Here is a 20,178-nt window from a genome sequence, read left to right on the forward strand (position 1 = left end):
ATAATTCCACAGATTGCACCCTAATGAAATGAAAGATTTTACGCTATGAATTCAAGCGGCTGTACCCAGAAGAGCAAGTCGGCTGGGGCAACAAAATCCTTAAGGGCCAAAATCAAGTCACAGTGTTGATCAAGGCTAGCGCCGCCATAAAAAGACGTGCTAAGTAACTTCCACACATAGCCGAAGTTGTTATGGTAATGCTTTTCAGTTACCCCTAGTTGGGTAATACAACTAGGGGTGAGTTTTTTGTTAGTCGCGGTTTCGCCCTAACTTATCGTGGCTACTTACCCAGTGGCCACCAATTACAGCGCAGCCCAAGGAAATATCGCCAGCTAACACTGTGGCCGCAACAATTTCGGCCAGTTTGTTCGCTTTGCCTTGTCCATAACATCCCAGTAATTCTAGACATTCTTTTTGAGTGGGAAGGCCGGTACCGCCTCCGTAGGTTGCTACTATCAAAGAGGGTAGAGTGACAGACATATAGATGTCGCCGTTATCTAATAATTCATGGGCTAAAATGCCGGCATGAGATTCCACTACGTTTGCTTCGTCTTGGCCTGTGGCAATAAACAATGAGGCAATGCCATTTGCAGAATGCGGGCCATTATAAGCCGCGCCCGCCATCATGGCTCCAGTATTGGCTAATACAGTGGCTCGCGCCAGTGTTTTAGTATCCACCTTCATTATTTTTTTAAGTACCGCTTTTTTAAGCACCACTTCTGCGATCACGCGCTTACCGCGAGAGTGCAGCATGTTCAGGTGAGAATGTTTTTTGTCGGTGTCCATATTACCCGACAGTAAATATTCGCAGTCATGGGGATAGTTCGCGGTGATCCACTCACACGCCGCCAGAGTCGCTTTCCCTACCATGTTCTGCCCTGCAGCATCGCCGGTGGTATAGTTGAATCTTAGGTATTTAGTTTTTGATACTGACCACTGCTGAATATGTTCTAACTGACCTATGCTGGTAGTGGTTTCGGCAGCGGTTTTGATTTCGTCGAAGTGTGCAGTGATCCAATGACCAAACTCTCTGGCCTCTCGGGCGTCAGCAAATATGAAAGCAGGGGCCCTTTGCATAAATTGCTCAACAACTGTGGTTTTTACGCCGCCACACTCGTTAATCACTCGCATTCCTCGGCTGTAACTGGCAACCAAAGTCCCTTCGGTTGTCGCAAGTGGCACATAAAATAATCCCTGTGCAAACTCGCCGTTTATTTGAATTGGCCCAGCTATGCCCACTGGCAACTGGACTACGCCAATGAAGTTCTCTACATTACCAGGTAGTTGACTTGGATCTACCGAATAATGACCTGTGTTATCGAGAGTAGCGCCGGTTTTTTCAGTTAAAAACTGCCTCCTTTTTTCGGCCCATTCATGGCTATGGTCATTCATAGTGTTACGCGGAATACGGGTAGGGTCGCTCATTGTTTTATTTCCTTAAGTAAATAACGCTTCCTTCATACAGGTATAAGCTCCTTAGGTTTGTTTGTCAGTCGTAAAGCTAGGCTGACAAACAATCTAACTACGCATTTGAGTATGTAAGGCATGGGGATATATGCAGGAGTGAGGCCAAGCTGTAAGCCTATATTATTACTGATTTTTCTTTGCACAGCTGGCTGAAATGTTAATCAATAGCTGCACCAGAAAACATCCTCCTTGCACTATCATGGAACCTATCTCAACTTGTATTAATAGTCGCTTGTTATAAATTATGAGACAACCATATTAAACTAAAATGACAGGATATACGGAAAAATATTATCCGAAATTTTATACCAATCAGTATGGAAAATAATTCCTCTCAGTCAGCCCAAAGTGGTTTTGAGCAAAGTAATGTTATCTCTTTTTATTTAATAAACATCACTGATTGACGTTGGTCTATTTTGAAGTCAAATTCTCGTAAAAAATTCATGCCCAGCAGACCATCGGCGTTTTCAATGCCTTGCATGGGCAATACCACTACAGGCAGGTTTTCCACTGTGACATGATTAATGGTTAATTCTCGAAATTGATACATACGCGCCATTATGCTGCCACCGGCTGTGCCAATGTTAAAGCTGCCAAGGTAATTGATTTTGTATCTGTTGCTTAAATTATCAAAATATTGTTTTGAAATTGCGGTGACCGAAGCCCCCGTATCTATTAATAATGCCACTTGATTGTTACTCAGTTGTGCGTCAACCACATACTGATCACCAAATTGTTTCAGAGGGATGGGGCGACCCAAATTTATAGCTTGGCTGTCGGTATCGAAATTGGTCGTTTCGTCATTGCTTTGAGCCAATTGCTGCGCCGTTAGGATTTGCCTTACTCTTTGAGCGTCAGGATCGTCAAAGTCTAATGACGCCAGCGCGTTTTCCATTAATCCTTCTTGAAAAAGTTCAGCGTAGGCGATAGCCAGGCTTAGAATGTATTGTCTGTTGTCAGGCTCTAGTTGCAATAGCGGCTCTACAAACATCGCCAAAATATCCCAAGAGTAGTTGCGTGTTAACTGTTCTATGGTGTGAGTGCTTAAGTGTTGTATTTGATTTTCAATTTCATTTCTCTGAGCTTCTGTCATCGGCTGTCTTAATAAGTCGTAATAGTGGGCAATAGCGTCACTTAACAGAGTGGTTTCAACATTCACTTTTGCTTCTAACAATAAAAAGTCCATGTCTTGTGGAGACTGTTTTAAATAGTCTTGTAAAAATGGCACCAGCTTTAAGAAGTTTCTGTCTTTTAACCATTGCTCCCCTTGAGCCAATAATTCGAGACGATTAGGACTGGCTGAATTTAGCTGTGTCTTATCACTAAGCACATCTGAATATTGCTTTGTTTGAACTAAAGGTGGTTCACTAATATCACCAGTTTTGACTAACTCAGTTGCGGCGTTTTGTGGTTGCTGATTGGTAGTATCTTTAGCAATGTCGAAAAGAGTAGGAGTGGCATGTTTAGATAACAAATAGAGGTTTAGCGTTAACGAAACACCGAGTAATACCAGTAATAAAGCTATCCACTTGTTCATATTTATTCAGGTTTGAATAGTGGGCTGAATGTTAGCGCCATAAACGTTTGCAAACTCTTTTGGCATACGTTTAGGTTTACCTGAAGATAACGCTATACATACAAACTCTGTTCGTGCGGTCAATAAGGTCAGTTGATCGCTTCGGCGAATAAACTGAAATTGCCGGGTTAACTTGAGCCTGTTGTCACATTCTACTATCCAAGTGGCACAATCAATCAGGTCATTTACGTGGGCGGCGGCTAAATAATTGATCTCATGGCGACTAATGGCCATTCCTCTGTCTAACGCCATATATTGTTCGATAGTTAAGCCTAAATGATTGGAGTGTTTCCATGAAGTCACTTCTAACTGACTAACATAAGCCACATTATTGGCATGTTGATAATGATCAATTTGCTCAGGCATTACCTGCCATTGGCATAAAAACGGATTAGGAAGTAGCCAAGACATTTAAAATTTACACATCTGGTAAGGGGTTAGGCATGTTGGGATTAATTAATTGCTGCATAATCTGATGTTCTTTGTCCATAACAGGTGAAATAAAGTCTTCTACATTGCCAATATTTTTAAAGGATTTGAAACCCTTTTCAAGAAACTCATGCAAGGCCAAAACCCCTGCCATTTTTGCCGGTTTTCGAGAAATAAATAATAAACTAGAAATGCCTTTCATTTTGACTACATCAGCCAAATCGTTTCCTAAGGTACGGATATAGTCTATTTGTTGTTGTCTGGTTGCACTGTTGTTGCAACTTACATAAGCCGTAGCATAGGTATCACGATTAATCTCAGTATCCACTAACTTTTTAGCAAGTTCGAAATCTAACTCAAAAGATAAGGTATTTAAGTGTAATGCTGAGGCTAAGGATTGCAGCGCACTTTCAGGGAGAAATTTCGACATTTTAGGTACAATTCGAGCAATGTCTTGATCTCGCTGACTAAAATCATTGGGTCCGTAAAGCTCATTAATAAAAAACTCCACGGCCGGTTTAAAACGTTTTTGTTGATACATTTGTTGATGACTGGCCAATAAACGTTTGCATTGCCAAGCCTGTACGGCTCTTATTGTCGGCATCAATCCTGCTTTTTCAGCAATTTCTTGCATAGTGCTTATGCCATGTAAATGGCGAATAATTTGTTTGGTGCTGTCGGTCATTTTTTTAGCTTATTGTGCCAATATACTTTGGCATTGATCCATCCAGGGGTAATGTTTCCATTTTTGAGCTGTGACACATACATTTGTTCGCAAAATAGAAACCTTCGAAACAAAAGACTCACATCCAACTATAGGCAAAGTGAGCTTTTGCTAGCTTGGCGTAATTTGTGAGCGAAAACAATAGGTAATACTCCATAGACAAAATATTGGGCTATTTTAGGACGAAAGCTGCACCTGAAGCAGTTTTATGTATAAAATGCGCCCCAATATGAATGTATACCCTGTGTTATCTCCTGAGCAATCATTTTCGTCGCTATCTTTAGCAGAGAAAAGTGTGCACCACTATCAAGATCTTATTACATTGTTCAACGCTACTTTTAGCGAAACTGAAAATACAGTTTTGGTAAAAGGAGGCCATGAACCTATCTATATTCCCGCTAACAATAACCATACGAATCATCGGATTATTTTTGCCCATGGCTACTTTGCTAGTGCGTTACATGAAATTGCTCATTGGTGTATTGCAGGGAAACAAAGACGCTTATTAGAAGATTATGGTTATTGGTATAGCCCTGATGGCAGAGATGTGAAACAACAAGCTGAATTTGAAAAGGTAGAGGTTAAACCTCAAGCTATCGAATGGGCTTTTTCATGTGCCGCAGGCAAATCCTTCAGGGTAAGTACTGATAATTTAAATGGTGCACCAGTGAATGTTCAAGGGTTTCAAGAGGCAGTGAAGCAACAAGTATTATTGTACCTTGAACAGGGCTTTCCACCTCGCGCCGCTGAGTTTATTTATGTGTTACAAGGGTTTTATCAAACCAGCAAGTTAAATAAGAGAATGTTCGATTATGAATCAGCCTAAGACTGGCCGTTTGTTTAAGTTAGGTTTATTAGTTAATCCCTATGCGGGCATTGGCGGCGCCTTGGCATTAAAGGGCAGTGATGGCGCTGAAATTCGAGAAAAAGCCTTAGCCATGGGAGCCGAACAAAAAGCCATAGAGAAAACTCGCTTAGCGCTTGAACATATTGTGTCCATAAAAGACCAAGTGCAGCTGTATGTTGCCACAGGGGATATGGGCGAAACCTTGGCTAAGGCGCTGGGGTTTAATTATCATCTGGTGTATCAACCAGAAAATAAACAAACGGAAAGCCAAGACTCAGAAGCCACGGCTCAAGCGCTACTTGAGCAGCAAGTCGATCTTATACTTTTTGCTGGTGGCGATGGCACGGCCCGTAACCTGTGTCATATCATAGGCAGCTCAGTGCCTGTATTAGGTGTGCCTGCTGGCTGTAAAATTCATTCTGCCGTATACGCTATTACCCCTGCCGCGGCCGGTAGGGTGTTAAAACAAGTTATAAAGGGTGAAATAGTCAGTGTCAGTGACGCAGAGGTTATGGACATTGATGAGGCTCTGTTTAGGCAAGGCAAAGTCAATGCAAGGCAATTTGGCGAAATGCAGGTACCTACAGAGCTGAGGTATATTCAAGCCGTTAAAATGGGCGGCAAAGAGTCCGATGAATTAGTCTTGGCAGACATAGCTGCGCATATTATTGAAATCATTGAAGACAATCCTGAACAACTATTTGTAATGGGGTCAGGCTCTACTGTTGATTTTATCATGCAAGAGATGGGCATCAAAAATACCTTGTTAGGTGTAGATGTGATTAAAAATAAACAACTGATTGCCAGCGATCTGACTGCAACAGAGTTGTTGGATCTGACAGCAACACAAAGCCACAAACTGGTACTGACTTTAATTGGTGGTCAGGGGCACATTATAGGCCGTGGAAACCAGCAGTTAAGTGCCCCTTTTCTAAAGAAATTAGGCAAAGACAATATATTATTGGTCGCCACTAAAGGTAAAATAAATAGCTTGTGTGGCCGTGCTTTAGTCGTTGATTCTGGTGATCTTGCTGTAGACCAGCAGTTGTCAGGATTAATCAGCATCATCACCGGCTACCATGATCAAGTTTTATACCCCATAGACAATTTACATTCCGAGGAACCAGTTTGACATTATCTAAGCAAGCAGCAAATGAACTCACACTTTTTATCCAAAAAACCGAGAATTATTTAGATCAAGTGGTTGAAAATGGAAATGATCAAGAGTTATTTATCGCCAGTTATTTGCAGGGGCATTTTGCTGTTGCTGCTGGACAAAGCCAAGTTAGAAATATGACCCAAATAACACAGTTAAATGAGTTAATGGAAACTAGCCTAGATACGGCGTTTGATAATAATGAGTTAGCGGCTGATGATCAGCAGCAAGTGCTAAATTTATGGCAGGTTCTACTCGCAAACTAACCGTTAGACTAAGGTCTTATTCACAAAGTACAAAAAAAACACTACTATTTTGAGCACTTGATGCACCTTAGTATCATCAAAAATAGGAGCCTTGGAAATTGAATATTGGTGCCATAATAATTAAACACGGCAATGAGATCTTTAAAGTTGATGCAGAAGATGATCTAGGCGTGTTTATGCATGTAGAGGGATTTAAAATCCATGTGCGTCAAGATGATGTCAATCTGGCTAGGGGCATGCCTCTTAAAGAATTTCATCCTCTTATCGATAGTTTGCAAGAAGCCTAAAACAAGTATTAGTCAGTACATCTATCTAGGTGGTTTTATTGTCTATATAAAGTAATCAGTACTGTATTACCCTCAGCATACATATTTCCGCTTAACATCTTGCCTTGCGCGCTAATTGTTAATTCGGCTTCAACTTCTAAACTCATGACAAATAAATAGGGTTCTACCCAATTTAGCAATACATCGTTGCCTTGTATAATACCTGTGCCACTGCCAACATTGTTACCATAGCTGTCGTATTCTTGTAAAAAGATCTCATTGCCGTTTTGTTCTAGCACAAACACAAATGTACCCATGGCATTCGTATAATTCCACCGACCAGCAATATTACTAACGGCATTAAACTGTGAATAGTTTTCTGGCAGTCTGGTTTCGGAAAAATTGTCAGGTTGATTAGTGACACCTTGATTTAGTTCAGCGTTTTTAGCTCGAAGGGCTGCTAATTCTTGTTCGGCTATCAGTTTTTGTTTTTCTTGATAAATACGTAAATCATCCAGCTCTTTTTGCCTTTTTAAAGCCTGAAGTTTGTTTAAGTGCTGTTGATCGGTCTCATTAACCACCGACTTTAGGTCAGGGGTAGAGCCAGAATTAAAGCTGAAACCTCCCGTTGCCGCATATAAACCGGTAATGGCAATGATCAATGAGGTAATGGCCGTAACTACGCCAGTAAAGGTTTGAAAAAACGACTTTTTGGGTTCGCTCATAACAATTCAGTCCATTATCAGAGGTGGCTTTTCTGTAACTGTTGGTTAAAAAGTATACACCCAAGTTAGAAAACTGAAAATATCTTCATGTCTGGCGGCGGATAAGTCCTCTCACTAAAAATCGATTGGGGTTTAAGGCGTCTAACAAGTGATTGGGTAACGGCAAAGGTTCGTCTACTATCTGACTCGCTAAAATTTCGGCACAAAGTGGCGCAGTGGTTAATCCCCTTGAACCTAAACCACAAAGCATAAACAAGTTGCTGTGATTAATAGGTTGCGGGTAATTTGGGGCACGTAAGGCTTTATACAAATCATGATACTGCTGGGTTTGTGCACTGATATTAGGTACTGCCCCCACCATAGGCAAGTGGTCAGGGGTACTGCATCTTATAGATGCTCGGCCATTTGTGGTGGGCTCAATAGCCTCTAACCAGTCACATTTGCTAAGCGCTTGTTGATGCATTGCCAGATTAACTTGTTGTTCTGAACCTCGATAATCGCAGTTTTTATCATCCTTAATATAAGTTGATCCCAACGCATGAGACCCTTGCCACGCTGGGGTTAAATAGCCTTTATGGCACAATACTGTGGATAGTTTTGCTAGCTCATTTTGACTGCGTATGGCTTCTACTTGGCCTCTAATTAATCGGAAGGGTAACTGCGACATTTGCTGACAATCGGCGCTATCGCTGCCGGTTGCCATGATCACAATATCAGCACGCGTTTGGCTGCCATCTTGCCAGCTCAATTGCCAAGTATCATTGCTCTGCACTAGGGACTTGAGATGTTTATTGGGGACCACTGTAGCGTCAGCTGCTTTGGCCAGTTGCGCAACTAACTCAGGTAAATTAATCCATCCGCCTTGAGGAATAAATAAACCCGGATAGGGTAAATCTAGGTTGGCTAGTTGTGTGGCTTGTTGAGGATCAACCCAATGTAACATAGCCTCTGGCCATGTTTGGTTTTCCACTAATTTACGATAACGACTGACTACCTTATCGTTAAAACCCAGTTGTAAGGTACCGCACCACTGATGGCTGTAGTCAAAGCCTTGGCTTATTAATTGTTGATACAGGGTGCTCGCAAAATTAAAAGCCAAGGCCTGAATTTGACTACCATGCCCTGCTTGTGCGTTTAATAACGGATAAAAACCACCTTGGGCATTACCCGATGCCCCTTGGGCCAAAGTATTTTCTTTACAATAAAGTGTGGCTGACAATCCTCTTTTACTCAGGGCGTACGCGCAGTTTGCCCCAGCCAAACCACCACCAATAATCGCAATTTTTGGTATTGCGCTTATCGTTGCGGGTAGTCGAGTGAAATAGGGGAGGCGACTTAGGTTGTCTGCAGACTTATCTATTAAGCCCGCCAACATATCTCGCTTGCGGCCATGTCCCGGTTGTTTTGTTACGGTAAACCCCGCTTCTCGTAAACCTCGTTTAACATGGCCTGCGGCGGTAAAAGTCGCGAAGTGGCAGTTGTTTTTGGCTAATAACGCCATGTTTTCAAACAATCCTTGGGTCCACATATCTGGATTTTTACTAGGCGCAAATCCATCTAAAAACCAGCTGTCTACTAGCCCCAGAGGTTTGTTTTCAATTTGTGGTAACACGTCATGCACATCGCCTAACCACAAGTCCAAAGTCACTTTGCCTCCGAGAAAGCATAGGCGATGGCATCCGGCTACAGGTATAGGGTATTGTGCAAGTAAAGCATCGGCATATTGTTTTAGCTGAGGATAGAGAGCGAGGGCTTGAGTTAAGTCAGCATGACTGATAGGAAATTTTTCGATAGAAATAAAATGTAATCTAAAGGCCGGACTATCGACTTGTTGAACAAATTTATGGAAGTATAAGATAGTCACCAAAACATTAAGACCTGTACCAAAACCTGTTTCTGCAATGGTAAATAGTGGTGCTGAGTAATCTTTCCAGCGCTCTAATAATTTATTATTCTTAACAAACACGTGGGTAGTTTCATCAATGCCTTGGGCATCAGAAAAATAGAGATCTTCAAATTCAGTGGCATAAGGGGTGCCATTTTCATTAAAACGAATGTTTGCATTAGTAATAGTCAAATTAATTACACTCTATAATTGTCACAAGTAAAAAACACAGGGTATTATACATGTGCTTTTTCACAACAATCGCAGTTATAATTTGCAAGGATAAGATTTTATATTTAAGCTAACACGTGTACGCTGAAAGCAGACCAGTTGGCTGAGTAAATTCATTAGAATATGGCAAATTTTTCCTGAAGGGTTAAACATGAGAAGAGCGGTAATTACTGGGCTAGGTATAGTATCCAGTATTGGAAACAATAAAGATGAAGTCACAACCTCTCTAAGAGAAGGTCGTTCGGGTATTACTTTTTCCGAAGAATTTGCGGAATCGGGTATGCGTAGCCAAATTTGGGGTAAAGTTGATTTAGATATCAAAGACCATATTGACCGTAAAATATTACGTTTTATGGGCGAAGCGGCAGGGTATGCTTATATTGCTATGGAGCAAGCTATTGCAGATTCTGGCTTAACCGAAGATATGGTCTCTAACGTAAGAACTGGAATTATTGCCGGTTCTGGCGGTGCATCTTCAAAAAACCAAGTTGAAGCCATAGATATTTTGCGCGAGAAAGGCGTAAAACGTATTGGGCCATACATGGTGACCCGTTGTATGGGCAGCACTGTATCAGCTTGTTTAGCCACTCCCTTTAAAATCAAAGGTGTGAATTACTCTATTAGTTCAGCCTGTTCAACCAGTGCCCACTGTATTGGCAATGCGTTAGAGCAAATCCAATTAGGCAAACAAGACATTATTTTTGCCGGTGGCGGTGAAGAATTACATTACACCTTATCTGCTGAGTTTGATGCTATGGGTGCCATGTCTACTAAGTACAACGACGATCCAACTAAAGCATCTCGTACCTATGATACAGAGCGTGATGGATTTGTTGGTGCTGGCGGTGGCGGTATGGTGGTAGTTGAAGAGCTTGAACATGCCTTAGCGCGCGGTGCCAAAATTTATGCTGAAGTTATTGGTTATGGCGCTACCTCAGACGGCGCAGATATGGTGGCGCCTTCTGGTGAAGGTGCAGTACGTTGTATGCAACAAGCCATGCAGGGTTTAGATAAACCTATCGATTATATCAATACTCACGGTACGTCTACGCCAGTAGGTGATGTGAAGGAGTTATGGGCTATTCGTGAAGTGTTTGGTGATACCACGCCACCACTAAGTGCCACTAAAGCCATGACAGGTCATGCGCTTGGAGCCGCTGGAGTTAATGAAGCGATTTACAGTATTTTGATGATGGAAAACGACTTTATTGCTCCGTCTATTAATATTGAGAATCTAGACGAACAAGCTAAAGGCATGGATGTAGTGACTGAAACTCGTGAGAGTAAATTAACCACTGTCATGTCAAACAGTTTTGGTTTTGGTGGCACCAACGCCACTTTGGTGATGCAGAAGTATCAAGGGTAAAAACTCACCCTTACCTTCGTATTGACGAAACCACTGTTTTATAAAAATGCCGCTCACTAAAATGAGCGGCATTTTTGATTAATTGAACAAATAAAAAACAACCGTGCTGGTTTTATAAGCAGTCAGATAAGTTTTAGCAAACTTAGCTTGCGTACTGGCGTTATTGTCGCTATCTTGCGGCTCGAATCGGACGCGGGATGGAGCAGTCTGGTAGCTCGTCGGGCTCATAACCCGAAGGTCGTAGGTTCAAATCCTGCTCCCGCAACCAAATTCCGATTTTTCAAAAACTCTTAAATACAATCGCCCTCGGGCTCCTTTTTATAGCCACGAAAGGTCGTAGGTTCAAATCCTGCTCCCGCAACCAGCCGATTTTTCTAAAGTATTTTATCAAAAGCATAGTTGCCCACGGGCTCGCTCGTATTATCCACGTAAGGTCGAAGGTTCAAATCCTGTTCCCGCAACCAGCCGATTATTCTGAAATATCAATCATAAAGTCGCCCTCGGGCTCGCTCTTATTATCCACGAAAGGTCGTAGGTTCAAATCCTGCTCCCGCAACCAGCCGATTTTTCTGAAATATCAATCATAAAGTCGCCCTCGGGCTCGCTCTTATTACCCGAAAAGGTCGTAGGTTCAAATCTTGTTTTTGCAAGCAATCGATTTATCTCCAGTTTCACAAGCTAAATCTTAATCGTCATCAGACACTCTTTTGATACCTCGCAAAGATCCTAGTGTCATATCCAGCACTTGCATTCAAATTAAATTCAATTCAAGCATTTTGTTCCTGGGCACTTCATCAATTATGGCTTAAAAATTGCCCTAAGGGGTCGACCTTAATGTCTCTGCTCTGAATAAATACATGTCTATTGGTCTTTGTTTATTAATGGACTTAACAGCAAGGCTGCCCTTTGAAACGAGTGATAGTGGCCAAGACTTTTGTCTGCTTTTTAGAACTTAGGGCTGTGTCTTTCCGTGGAGTAGGGTAAAGCGGCAACAAAGTGCCACCATTTATTCGAGGACCAATGATGATCAACAGCATTCAATTTAGCGAAAAGTCACTTAATTTACTCAGCCTTAGGCAACTTAATAACGATGAGATCCAACAGTTCTCTAACATCCTAAACCAAGCTAAAGATTCTCAAGGCTCAGCAAAAGACAGGTTACTTGCTATGTCTGCAAGTGAACTCGCACTAGTACAAAAAGCGAATTCATTAGCCGCGCCTATCAATGTCTCGAGTTTGTCTGAAGAAGGTGCCATAAACTTATTAAGTCAACCCGACCACTCAGACAAAGTTGATTTAAATAATGATGGTATTGTTGAAGTTGGCGCGGCAAACAATCTTATTTTCCCTCCTGTTAATGCCCCTGCCTTTGTTAAAACCGCTTGGGAAAGTGCCACCGCTGACATGAGTGAATCAGATAAAATGATGCTTGAGTTAAGAATGCATATTGCGGTGTTTGGGGTCAAGATCGAAGGTGTGCAACCTAAACAAGCCCTCAACCCAGAGCAGCAGTGGAGCCAACAAGGTATAGATGCATTATTTACAGATCTCAGAAGTAACCTTGAATTTAGAGTTAACCTAGAAGGATGGACCGACCACAATCTAATGTTGAAAGGATTTTATGAAGATTTTGAATCTGCTCTGAATGAAACGTCAGCCTTTGTTATGCCTAACGCTCAAACCGTGGCTAACACCGCAAATAACATCACTGAAGAAAAACAGCCTACCGTAGATGAAACCGATTCAAACTATTCCAATATGATGCAACTTTTACTCGACGCCCGTATGGGCATTGATCGAGAAAAGCTCCAGGAAATCGAAGAGAAAATCCAAAACATTGAAAATAACCCAGACCTTAGTGGCAAACAAAAAAAGCAACTGATTAAGGCATTACAACAGCAAAAAGAAGTCATATTTGAAGAGGCCCAAAGGCGCACAGTAGAAAACGAGAAACGCAAGTCGTTGTTGCCTAACAATGTTAATTTGCTTGAACGTTTAGAAGAGCAGCAACTGAAAGAGGTGGGTTAGCTACTTTTTGAACGTAAAATTAAGGGCTTTCTGAGCAACATTGTGCCGCGCTCACTAAAATAATGAACAGGCAAACAATATTAATTTTGCGTTCAATCGGGTAAGGGAATCGTCTAAGTGTCAGAGCCGTTGTATTCAACTAAATTGATTACAACCCTTTTTATCCCACTTTTACTCGCAATAGTTTTTATTGCAATTGTAGTGGGTGACTCGATAAGCATCTTAATCCCCAGGATACTAATAAACTGGTTGTAAGACTTTTCTTCATTGGTTCGTCCATAAATTTTCTTATGATGAGTTCAACTCATCACTGATTAAATAGTGAGAGAGTGATTTTTGAACAATTTATTTATAATTATCAGTCTCTTGGGTGATGCTTGATAATTATATGAGAAATTTAATGAGGACAGGACGGGGTTTATACCTAGGTATGTGTACTGATACTTTTATACCCTGCAAGTCAGTTATAAGGTGCTGCTTGATAAAAGCAAGGGGCACAGGATATTGAAGTACACAGGCGTTTTATTTAGCACATTATTAAGTACCGCTGCGGTAGCAGAGAATTTAAGCAAGTTCGAGATAACCTACATAGATGAACCAGGCAAAGGGGCATTTAGCACAGAGCCTTTTACTACTAGTGATGGCACAGAAACCACCTTAGGCGAGCATCGCCAAGCGCTACTTGCGCATGTTACTCGGGCTGTTTCGCTACAATTTAACCACGGCCCTATTGCACATAAATTACATGTGGAATTTGATGTGTGGGAAGGGTATGCAGCGACTACTTTAGGGCCCGCATACTCGGAAGTCATGGAAGGTACTATGACTGATGAATTTGGTGTAATGCAAATAGGTAGTTCTTACCCAGGTACCTTAGTCAGTGCGTTACTTTCACAAGACTACCAGTCAGATGAAGACGCCTTAGTATCCTTTATGCCAAACATTGCAACATTCACGGCATCGGGTGATGACAAACATCCTAGTTTTGTTTACGCCGCATACCATGAAATGATGCATGTATTAGGATTTGGCAGAACAGATTGTTTGGGCAATTGTCTTCCCGAGCCTGTTAGCCGCGATGGTCATTTGTCACCCTATTTATTCTATAACGATGATGGGATCATCAAAGAGTTTGAGTCTTTAAGCATGGAAAAAAAGACCGATGCTTACCTTTCTACAGACAATTTTTGGTTTGGTGGTTCGCCAGCTTCACGTGATGCAGCCAGAGCTGAACTGACTTCTGGCCATCAAGATGGTTACGTTTATATGTACGCCACGCCTAATCCAGACACTGGTAGTGTGGACGGACAAGCGGGCAGTCATTTTTCTTTCGACGTGCAGCCTGCACAATTAATGTATTCTACTAACGCCAGAACCGAAGACATCAGTATGGCAGCGTATTTGTTATGTGATGTGGGCTGGTGTCGCAATCAGGGCAAGGTCATCGAACAGTCGGTTGTCGCGAGCTTAAATGAAAACGCCAGTAGTGATACCGAAACCGTCATCGACATAGTGGTGCAAGAAAACCTCAACATTGGGGTTGATGAATTTGTACTTAATATACGCCCCGATGCAGCTATCCAAGTGTTATCTCTAGAGGATCCCGATAGCCTTTGTGTGGCAGTGTCAGAAGGCTATCAATGTAAAGGCCAATTGTTACCTTTGGCCCAAATCGATCTTAGGTTGATTGTCACGCCGGCCGAGCAGTATGTAATAGATGGTGAAATTTACTCAACGGGCTTTGACGTAGACAGAAACGGCTTTAACAATATCCTGGATACAAAATTGGTGAAGGCAAAAGAGGCCGAACCCAATCAGCCTGAAACACCAACGTCTACTGCACCCACACCTGCAGTTCAAAGCAATGAATCAGGGGGCGGCGCGTTTACCTTTTTGTTAATGCCATTGTTATTCATTGCATTTTTACGTAGAGCGAAACTGAAATTTTACTAGATTCAACTAAATTCAAATAACACCAAAGTCAATTTTGATGCGGTTGGCTCATTCAAAGTGAGTCGACTGCTTTATCCGCAACTATGGTGGATAATTGAAATTATCCCAGCGCGGTGACGAGTTCACCATCAAACTACCACAATCACTATCAATGGCCTGACTGTCCTGTTAAAAGCTCACCAAAGATCAACAACTCTTGATCGCGTAACGGGTTATAAGTAAATTCTGTCCAATTTGGATATTGCCAGATATACATACATCAACCTTTATGTGTCCGCTTTTTGATTTTTCAAAGAATGAGCCGAATACCATTTATTATTCGGCTCAAATGCGAGGTGTTAGTTGTGCTTTGCACTTAGGGCAAGTGCTGCGGACGCTAAAGTATTCGCTGCGTGAACAATCCATGGCTTTGCCGCCAAAGGAAGTTTGTTGTGCTACTTCTTTAATTCTAAGAGCCACTTTCAAGGTGTCCTGATAAAACTCGGCGTCGAAGTTTTTTATTGTTAAAGTTTGTGTGTATAGTTTAGTGTGTATATAACGTAAGTATGAGAAGTGTCTAATGCAAGCTACCCAAGATAAATCCAGAGTGAATTTGTACATTTCCAAATCATTGTCTGATGATGCTAAAAAGCTCGGTATTAATATGAGTCAGACCCTTGAACGGACGTTGCGCGCCGATATTGCTAAAAAGTGGCAAGAGGTCAACAAAAGTAAAATAGAGCGTTATAACCAGCATATTGCCGATAACGGCTTACCTTTTGATGATGAAGATATGGCAATTTAATCTGTTATGAAACAGTTCGATGTTTATCTCAACCCAATTGTCAAAGGGCGAGCGCTATATCCTTATGTATGCTGTCTACAAAGTGAATTGTTGGATGGGTTATTTACTCGTGTTGTGTGCTTTGTTACTGACGATGCAACTGTTGCTTTTGATAAAGTCAGTGTGCCTATATCCATAAATGACACTGAGTTTCACCTTTGCATGAATGTTATGGCGACCATTGAAAGTAATAGACTAAGTGATCTTGTTGGTAACGTTATGGATTCACGAGATGCTATTGTCAATGCTTATGACGCGTTGTTGATGGGGATCTAGAAGTACGTTAGTAACAAACAGCGGCTTTGCCGCCAAAGCATGAGCTGTGCTCACTAAGATAGTTTGAGGGCAAAAAATATTTACTTTACTTTAGCAGGTAAAAACAGTCTTCTCGGTTGCATGAAATAAATAATAAAAACAACAGTTTACGTTCGATGGATATGAATATTCTTGCGTCAATGGAATTCCACGTGTAATTTCAATGTAAGTACAAAACTTACATGAGGTTTTTATGGCTCGTACTATTACATTTCAGCCCAGCAGTGAGCTTGGCACTTTTATCGAGGACTTGGTTGCGGCGGGTGAATATAACAACCAAAGTGAAGTTGTGCGTGAAGCTTTGCGCTTGCTTCAAGAGCAGAAAGCACAATCTAGCCTAGCGGTTTTACGTGGGTTGTTAGATGAGGGGTTTAACAGCGGTATAAGCCCCCGAAGTGCTGAGGATATTATGCAAGACGTTTTGAGCAAGAAAAACATACAGTAATGTACGTTTTTACAGAAAAAGCAGATGAAGATCTTAGCGCAATATCAGGGCCTGTTGAGCTTTCATATGTCAATCGAGACTGAGGTCATTTATTTGGATAACGAGGCGTTCGTCTTGAAGTTTAGTCACTCTAAACGATAGATGAACAACGAAGGTAGCCGGATAAATGGCCCAGCCCTTTAGGGTTTTCCTCAAAACGCACTTACTCGGCGTTGAAGCCTGTTTATTTGGATGGCCAAACTTCACATGCTTCGCCTTGATTAAGAACATTTTGAGGAAAATCTCGGTGATATATGAAAGCTCAACAGGCCCTACTCTGGAATTGAAGAATATGGCCTTAACGCGGCCATAATTTATTATGAATCTATCATTGAAAAGTGCCAAAAGGCGGCTGAAAATCCTTTTCAGTATGCCGCCATTGATGGCATTTACCCCAATTGCCGCCGTGTGATTTCTGGCGCTCATTCCATTTATTATCGAATCGAAACATCCGACATTGTTATAGGCCGCGTGCTTCGTACTGAAATGGATTTCACCAGACATATCTAATTTAATGTTTGATGGTTGTTTTGTTTATTGTCCTACGATGTGTGTCCTAGTAATTCAATTGAGTGGCTTTTTTTACTGTCGTTAAGTGCCTTGTGGCTGAAGTTTTGGTAGTGTTGTTTTGTTTTTGGTAACTACAAAGCACGCTTGGCGCCATCGTCCCGCGCGGCGCCCGCTGATGGTTTTTGACTTGAGAGTAACGGCTTTGCCGCCAAAGCATGCGCTGCGCTTACCGCAATCCATTGCGTTTTTGACTTGAATCCCTTCAAGCCAGTCACTTTTTCTTCTGCAGCTAAGAATAAAGTAACCAAAAAGAAGCCGCTCGAGGGCAAAACTCTTCATCCACTTTTCTACTCATTTTTGCAGGTCGTAATAATTCGTTCCAGACGAGCTATTACTCAATCGCCTATCCATGGCGATTGCCCTACAAAAAAGAGTAGAAAAATGGCGAGCTTTGAGTCGAGGGTAAGTCAAAAGCAGCGGCCGCGCGGCGACCGCTTTGCCGCCAAGGCATGAGCTGCGCTCACTAAGATAGTTTGAGGGCTAAAAATATTTACTTTGCTTTAACAGGTAAAAATAGTAGTCTCGGTAGTTCAATAAAAATACTAAAAACAACAGTTTACGTTCGATGGATATGAATTTTTATGGCAACTAAATTGGCTATGTCTTCTTTTATTCGAATTTACAAAGGCTTCGCATCATCTAAATGAAATCATTTTAAATGGTATCAGTTTTTACTTAACAGCGTTCAAATGGCATTTCTTGCAGGGTGATATTTTTACCATGTAGGGCTCAAATCTTCGTACAGTTCTAAGTTACCTTGAATCTCACCCCAATGGGAAATCTCTGGTAAACGTTCAGCCTTTATTAGTTTGAAGTTGAAATGTTCTTCATAGGGCTTTTTAATTACATTACTTAAAAGAACAGGCGCTCCGGAAAACTCAAACACCCAGTATTTTTCAGTCGCGTCGCTCTCTTTTCCTGTTATTTCTTTATCAATATCGCGCCTCGGTAAAAGCTTCACACTAGCGACTGAATACAAGTATTTTCCTAATTGTTCCCTATCTTGATCACTGTCACGGACTGTGAGTACAAGATAACGTATTTCACGTACAATGTTTCTGTGTACATTTTGACGATTAGTCGCGATAAGTCTTGTATGGTACCCCTTTAAACTACCTCTTTTAGCTTTTTCCAAATACTCTTGGTCACGATCAAGTTCATTCACTGGCGCCACGAATGTTAAACCGTAGTGCCTAGACACATTGACGCCATAAGGAGCAATCCGGGCAGAATCTTCAACAAAATGATAATCATATGACGAAGATTTGTTGTATCCCAAAGCCTCTCGAGTTTTACCAAGCTTCTGAGCTAAATATTCTTTTATCCAATAATTATTAGACTCTTGATTACACTCACTTGGCAATAGTGGAAATGCACCAATACCAATCTCCTTGATAGCTTCAGCGTAAGGGTTTGGTTCAGATTTTTGAATTGGAAAAAAGCCTGGATATAAAGCAAACGCGCCAAGAACAGGTCGACTTTTCATTGGTGACTCGTACTCAAAAAGTCGTTGGTGAATAATCGCATCGCGGTATCTATGCATCTGGTTAATCGCATCTTCAGGCACGGCATCTTTATCACCCAACTGCGTAGTGTCTATACGATATTTTGCATCAAACAAAATAAAGAATGCTTCGCCATTTTTCAGTGTGACACGAAGCACAATATCAGGTCGATGGTTTGCAAGCCAAGTTCGATTGGCAGTGCCCTTAGGCGTAAATGAAGGTTCATGAGCAAGCTCTATCAGCATTTGATCACTTTCATGGTGATATATAAAAGCAGCAGCCATTTCGTCTTTTGAAAATTGTTTCTCAAACTGCACTTGTTTAAGATTGCTAAGGGTTTTAGTTTGTTCTTTAAAGCCCAAAGACTCAATAATTGACTTTACTTCTAAGAAACACCAAATCTCATAAATATCCGCAACAGACTTCATGGATAAACGGCTTTCTCCAAGACTCTCATTTAAGTAGTATTTCAATTGTTGCCAAACTTTATAAACCTTTGAATAACCAGCAGCTTCTTGTAGCACTTTAGATTCGGTATATTGGCCTTTAAAATCACCAACCTCTTGCCATAACGGGTGCTTTGCATACCGCCCAACTTGATCACGCCATGCTTCTAAAGAAGCAAGAAAGGAACTGGATACTTTTGAATCTTTCTCTGTACGAATAGCCAAAAGTATTTGAGATAAGTTCATTTTGGTTTTCACAAGAACCATTTTAATAAAGCGATTTTCTGGGGTATCTAGGTTCAAGCGCTGTTTTTTGATAACAAGCCGAGATGAGCGTTTTGACGCTATCAACTCTTTTGCTTTCTGCTCCAGTTTCGCTCCTAGTCTTTTGTTTACTCTCTCTAGTTTTTGCTGAAAACTATAAGACTGTAAGCGATTATGAGGAGCATTTAATACTCTTTTAACACCTTGATTAAACTCGGCAACTAAACGCTCAAATTGCGCTAACCAAAAGAGTTCAAATTTCTCGGGTTGTTTAGTTGATCTGCCTTGAGTATGCGTTGTTTTACCGCTAATGGCATATCGCCACAGCGGATAAACACGATCTATTTCTTGGTTCATAATGCTCAGATCTTGAGCTTGTATCATTTTCGTTGCAAAAACGGTAAAAGCTACAGGTACAGATTGCTGAATCCCATCAATACTGTATTGGATTTCAAAACGACATAACCCAACATCGTTACCAAAATTAATCGCTGCATTTAATGACTTACGTTTTGGGTGAGCAGAAAAGCTTTGATCAAGCAAAGCATACTTATGATTGACGGAAAAAGAGTCTTTATCAACATGGTCATTAAACTCAATTTCAAACCAATACTGGCGGTTTTCGAAAAAGAACGGTTGAATATGTGGTGGCCCCACAATATTAAGGCTAGGTAGCATTGGCTGAGAACCAACCAACACAAGCATTTCTTTATATTTTGGTAGCTCAACAGGCCGTGACAAATAAGTCCTTTTTAGTTTGTTACGAGGGGAATCTAAGCTATCTGTAGATACATGAATATCAAAGTCATCATGTTCATAGCTCAACAATTCAGTATTTTTAGCCATGTTCCA

18 protein-coding genes and 1 tRNA gene are annotated in these 20,178 nt (G+C 41.3%); 11 read left to right on the forward strand and 8 right to left on the reverse strand.

Features of this window, described 5'->3' with window-relative positions:
- Positions 1-249: 249 nt before the first annotated feature.
- The 4 genes from AAC000_RS17870 to AAC000_RS17885 all read right to left on the reverse strand — a co-directional run bounded on the left by AAC000_RS17870 (position 250) and on the right by AAC000_RS17885 (position 4,157).
- The gene (locus AAC000_RS17870; protein WP_339724600.1) at positions 250-1,425 is read right to left on the reverse strand and encodes a hydroxymethylglutaryl-CoA reductase; all 1,176 of its coding nucleotides are present in this window, start codon (positions 1,423-1,425) and stop codon (positions 250-252) included.
- A 421-nt stretch (positions 1,426-1,846) separates the two neighbouring features.
- A complete protein-coding gene (locus AAC000_RS17875) occupies positions 1,847-3,004 on the reverse strand; it encodes a retropepsin-like aspartic protease (RefSeq protein WP_339724602.1) in 1,158 nt (385 codons plus the stop codon).
- 6 nt (positions 3,005-3,010) lie between these two features.
- Positions 3,011-3,454, reverse strand: a complete 444-nt coding sequence (locus tag AAC000_RS17880; RefSeq protein WP_339724604.1) for an acyl-CoA thioesterase — start codon at positions 3,452-3,454, stop codon at positions 3,011-3,013.
- Between the two features lie 7 nt (positions 3,455-3,461).
- Positions 3,462-4,157 (reverse strand): hypothetical protein, encoded by a 696-nt coding sequence (locus AAC000_RS17885; protein ID WP_339724606.1) that lies wholly within the window; start codon positions 4,155-4,157, stop codon positions 3,462-3,464.
- A gap of 334 nt (positions 4,158-4,491) precedes the next feature.
- Between AAC000_RS17885 and AAC000_RS17890 the strand changes: the two genes are divergently transcribed.
- The 4 genes from AAC000_RS17890 to AAC000_RS17905 all read left to right on the forward strand — a co-directional run bounded on the left by AAC000_RS17890 (position 4,492) and on the right by AAC000_RS17905 (position 6,752).
- Entirely contained in the window at positions 4,492-5,022 is a 531-nt protein-coding gene (locus AAC000_RS17890; protein ID WP_339724674.1) for an elongation factor P hydroxylase, read from the forward strand.
- Entirely contained in the window at positions 5,009-6,175 is a 1,167-nt protein-coding gene (locus tag AAC000_RS17895; RefSeq protein WP_339724608.1) for an ATP-NAD kinase family protein, read from the forward strand. The genes AAC000_RS17890 and AAC000_RS17895 overlap by 14 nt, the downstream gene beginning before the upstream one ends.
- Complete coding sequence (locus AAC000_RS17900; protein WP_339724610.1) at positions 6,172-6,465, forward strand: YfcL family protein; 294 nt, start codon at positions 6,172-6,174, stop codon at positions 6,463-6,465. Before AAC000_RS17895 ends, AAC000_RS17900 begins: the two co-directional genes overlap by 4 nt.
- Positions 6,466-6,563: 98 nt before the next feature.
- Positions 6,564-6,752, forward strand: coding sequence for a hypothetical protein (locus tag AAC000_RS17905; protein WP_339724612.1), 189 nt, complete (start codon positions 6,564-6,566; stop codon positions 6,750-6,752).
- Between the two features lie 35 nt (positions 6,753-6,787).
- Here the strand turns inward: AAC000_RS17905 and AAC000_RS17910 are convergent, their stop codons facing one another.
- Both AAC000_RS17910 and mnmC read right to left on the reverse strand, forming a co-directional pair.
- The gene (locus tag AAC000_RS17910; RefSeq protein ID WP_339724614.1) at positions 6,788-7,456 is read right to left on the reverse strand and encodes a hypothetical protein; all 669 of its coding nucleotides are present in this window, start codon (positions 7,454-7,456) and stop codon (positions 6,788-6,790) included.
- A gap of 85 nt (positions 7,457-7,541) precedes the next feature.
- Positions 7,542-9,533, reverse strand: a complete 1,992-nt coding sequence (gene mnmC, locus AAC000_RS17915) for a bifunctional tRNA (5-methylaminomethyl-2-thiouridine)(34)-methyltransferase MnmD/FAD-dependent 5-carboxymethylaminomethyl-2-thiouridine(34) oxidoreductase MnmC (protein WP_339724616.1) — start codon at positions 9,531-9,533, stop codon at positions 7,542-7,544.
- 190 nt (positions 9,534-9,723) lie between these two features.
- Here mnmC and fabB point away from each other — a divergent pair, with 190 nt between their 5' ends.
- From fabB to AAC000_RS17950, 7 genes are all read left to right on the forward strand, one after another.
- Complete coding sequence (gene fabB / locus AAC000_RS17920) at positions 9,724-10,938, forward strand: beta-ketoacyl-ACP synthase I (RefSeq protein WP_339724618.1); 1,215 nt, start codon at positions 9,724-9,726, stop codon at positions 10,936-10,938.
- Positions 10,939-11,129: 191 nt separating this feature from the next.
- A tRNA-Met gene (locus AAC000_RS17925) sits at positions 11,130-11,206 on the forward strand.
- A 755-nt stretch (positions 11,207-11,961) separates the two neighbouring features.
- Positions 11,962-12,966 (forward strand): hypothetical protein, encoded by a 1,005-nt coding sequence (locus AAC000_RS17930; protein WP_339724620.1) that lies wholly within the window; start codon positions 11,962-11,964, stop codon positions 12,964-12,966.
- Between the two features lie 504 nt (positions 12,967-13,470).
- Positions 13,471-14,919, forward strand: coding sequence for a hypothetical protein (locus AAC000_RS17935; RefSeq protein WP_339724622.1), 1,449 nt, complete (start codon positions 13,471-13,473; stop codon positions 14,917-14,919).
- A gap of 559 nt (positions 14,920-15,478) precedes the next feature.
- Positions 15,479-15,703 carry a type II toxin-antitoxin system CcdA family antitoxin gene (locus AAC000_RS17940; protein WP_339724624.1) on the forward strand — a complete coding sequence of 75 codons (225 nt, stop codon included), beginning with the start codon at positions 15,479-15,481 and terminating at the stop codon, positions 15,701-15,703.
- A 6-nt stretch (positions 15,704-15,709) separates the two neighbouring features.
- Entirely contained in the window at positions 15,710-16,018 is a 309-nt protein-coding gene (locus AAC000_RS17945) for a CcdB family protein (RefSeq protein ID WP_339724626.1), read from the forward strand.
- A 232-nt stretch (positions 16,019-16,250) separates the two neighbouring features.
- Positions 16,251-16,502 carry a type II toxin-antitoxin system ParD family antitoxin gene (locus tag AAC000_RS17950; protein ID WP_339724628.1) on the forward strand — a complete coding sequence of 84 codons (252 nt, stop codon included), beginning with the start codon at positions 16,251-16,253 and terminating at the stop codon, positions 16,500-16,502.
- A 630-nt stretch (positions 16,503-17,132) separates the two neighbouring features.
- On the opposite strand, the gene AAC000_RS17955 is transcribed toward AAC000_RS17950, so the two are convergent.
- Both AAC000_RS17955 and AAC000_RS17960 read right to left on the reverse strand, forming a co-directional pair.
- Positions 17,133-17,390 carry a hypothetical protein gene (locus AAC000_RS17955; RefSeq protein WP_339724630.1) on the reverse strand — a complete coding sequence of 86 codons (258 nt, stop codon included), beginning with the start codon at positions 17,388-17,390 and terminating at the stop codon, positions 17,133-17,135.
- 436 nt (positions 17,391-17,826) lie between these two features.
- Complete coding sequence (locus AAC000_RS17960; protein ID WP_339724632.1) at positions 17,827-20,172, reverse strand: DUF2357 domain-containing protein; 2,346 nt, start codon at positions 20,170-20,172, stop codon at positions 17,827-17,829.
- Positions 20,173-20,178 lie beyond the last annotated feature (6 nt).

Origin of the sequence: uncultured Paraglaciecola sp., from assembly GCF_963977085.1 — a bacterium.
In the GTDB taxonomy this organism is placed as follows: Bacteria; Pseudomonadota; Gammaproteobacteria; order Enterobacterales; family Alteromonadaceae; genus Paraglaciecola.

Bases quoted from the DNA above. Each gene is read 5' to 3' on its own strand.
- AAC000_RS17870 (WP_339724600.1), bottom strand. From the start codon at position 1,425: ATGAGCGACCCTACCCGTATTCCGCGTAACACTATGAATGACCATAGC.
- AAC000_RS17875 (WP_339724602.1), bottom strand. From the start codon at position 3,004: ATGAACAAGTGGATAGCTTTATTACTGGTATTACTCGGTGTTTCGTTA.
- AAC000_RS17880 (WP_339724604.1), bottom strand. From the start codon at position 3,454: ATGTCTTGGCTACTTCCTAATCCGTTTTTATGCCAATGGCAGGTAATG.
- AAC000_RS17885 (WP_339724606.1), bottom strand. From the start codon at position 4,157: ATGACCGACAGCACCAAACAAATTATTCGCCATTTACATGGCATAAGC.
- AAC000_RS17895 (WP_339724608.1), top strand. From the start codon at position 5,009: ATGAATCAGCCTAAGACTGGCCGTTTGTTTAAGTTAGGTTTATTAGTT.
- AAC000_RS17910 (WP_339724614.1), bottom strand. From the start codon at position 7,456: ATGAGCGAACCCAAAAAGTCGTTTTTTCAAACCTTTACTGGCGTAGTT.
- fabB (WP_339724618.1), top strand. From the start codon at position 9,724: ATGAGAAGAGCGGTAATTACTGGGCTAGGTATAGTATCCAGTATTGGA.
- AAC000_RS17930 (WP_339724620.1), top strand. From the start codon at position 11,962: ATGATCAACAGCATTCAATTTAGCGAAAAGTCACTTAATTTACTCAGC.
- AAC000_RS17940 (WP_339724624.1), top strand. From the start codon at position 15,479: ATGCAAGCTACCCAAGATAAATCCAGAGTGAATTTGTACATTTCCAAA.
- AAC000_RS17945 (WP_339724626.1), top strand. From the start codon at position 15,710: ATGAAACAGTTCGATGTTTATCTCAACCCAATTGTCAAAGGGCGAGCG.
- AAC000_RS17950 (WP_339724628.1), top strand. From the start codon at position 16,251: ATGGCTCGTACTATTACATTTCAGCCCAGCAGTGAGCTTGGCACTTTT.
- AAC000_RS17955 (WP_339724630.1), bottom strand. From the start codon at position 17,390: ATGAAGAGTTTTGCCCTCGAGCGGCTTCTTTTTGGTTACTTTATTCTT.
- AAC000_RS17960 (WP_339724632.1), bottom strand. From the start codon at position 20,172: ATGGCTAAAAATACTGAATTGTTGAGCTATGAACATGATGACTTTGAT.